1 protein-coding gene is annotated in these 1,501 nt (G+C 62.8%); it reads left to right on the top strand.

Translation table 11 applies throughout. The annotated features are described in order from the left end of the window. The first annotated feature begins 167 nt into the window (after positions 1-167). Positions 168-1,235 carry an IS110 family RNA-guided transposase gene (locus tag HL666_RS33815; protein ID WP_172185800.1) on the top strand — a complete coding sequence of 356 codons (1,068 nt, stop codon included), beginning with the start codon at positions 168-170 and terminating at the stop codon, positions 1,233-1,235. The last annotated feature ends 266 nt before the right edge of the window (positions 1,236-1,501 follow it).

Genomic DNA, 1,501 nt, shown 5'->3' with positions numbered 1-1,501 from the left:
CGTAGATGGGGTAACGGGCCGACCACCCGAGCGTCCCGCTCGCTACGGCGCGATTTGGAAGCGCGCTCGCGAGACACTCGGTTGGCGGAAAGGTGGTCGTCCCTCAAATTGATGGTGTTCAAAACGGAGTCGGGCAAGCCCGCTCCTCGCATCATTCGGGGACGACCATGAGCCACTATGCCGGAATTGACGTGTCTTTGAAATCCTCTGCGGTCTGCATCGTCGATGGAGGAGGCAATATCGTTCGGGAGGCTCCCGTCGAGAGTGAGCCAGCGGCCTTGATCGGTTGGTTCAAGCAGCTCGGCCTCGAGATTGAGCGGATCGGCTTGGAGGCAGGGCCGCTGTCGCAATGGCTGTATGCGGCGATGCGGGAGGCGGGCCTGCAGGTCGAATTGCTGGAGACGCGGCACGTGCGTGACGCCTTCAGGGCGATGTCGGTGAAGTCGGACCGCAACGATGCCAGGGGCATTGCCCAGTTGATGCGACTCGGCTGGTTCCGGCCCGTCCATTGCAAATCGATCGAGGCGCAGGAGACGCGTGCGGTTCTCACGGCCCGCAAGCTGCTGCAATCGAAGCTGCACGATATCGATAACTGCTTGCGCAGCGTGCTACGAGGCTTTGGCTTGAAGGTCGGCAAGACCACTGAGCGCAGCTTCGCAAAGCGTATCGAGGAGCTGGTGGATGGCCATACGGGATTGACGCTGGTCGTGCAGGCGCTGCTCGAGGCTCATGCGGTGCTGCTGCGCGAGTTCAAGAAGCTGGACAGGCAGGTGCAGCAGCTCGCGAAGGCCCATCCCCAGGCCAAGCTGTTGATGAGCACGCCGGCGGTCGGTCCGATCGTCGCGCTCACCTACGTGTTCGCGATCGACGACCCCAAACGCTTCCGATCCTCCAAGGCGACCGGCGCACATTTTGGTCTGACGCCGAGACGATACCAATCCGGTGAGACCGATTATAGTGGCCGCATCACGAAGGTCGGCGATGCGTCGGTGCGCGAGGCGCTCTATCAGGCAGCGCACATCATGCTGACCAAGCCGGTGAAAAATTGCTCAGAGCTAAAGAGCTGGGCAATGCGGATCGCCAAGCGCGCCGGTCCGCGCAAGGCCAAGGTGGCTCTGGCGCGCAAGCTTGCCGTGATCCTTCACCGCATGCTCGCCGACAACATGCCTTTCAACCCCGCGGCCAAGCCTGTCACGGCCAAGCCGGCCGCCAAGGCTAAGCCTGCCGCAGCCTAAGTAAGGGAGCATCGATCGAGTTCTGGGCGGGCCACAACACCAGGCTCTCCCCGAGCAGGGTCCCTTCGCCGGGACGATGGATCCGGTCAGGCCGCCATCCGGGTAGTCGGTTCACGACCACGCTCTCCGTAGATTGGCCGGCCGGATCCTCTTACGCAGCCCAACAGGTGGCGGCCATGCGCCGACCCCGTACAGAAGCAAGGGCCCGGCGAGAGGACATGCAATTGGGATTGACAAACCAAGGCCCGTTACAGAAGCCCGGATGA

This window comes from Bradyrhizobium aeschynomenes, from assembly GCF_013178945.1.
GTDB lineage: Bacteria > Pseudomonadota > Alphaproteobacteria > Rhizobiales > Xanthobacteraceae > Bradyrhizobium > Bradyrhizobium aeschynomenes.
Note: the sequence above shows the minus strand (reverse complement) of the source record. Positions and strands in the feature narration are given on the sequence as shown.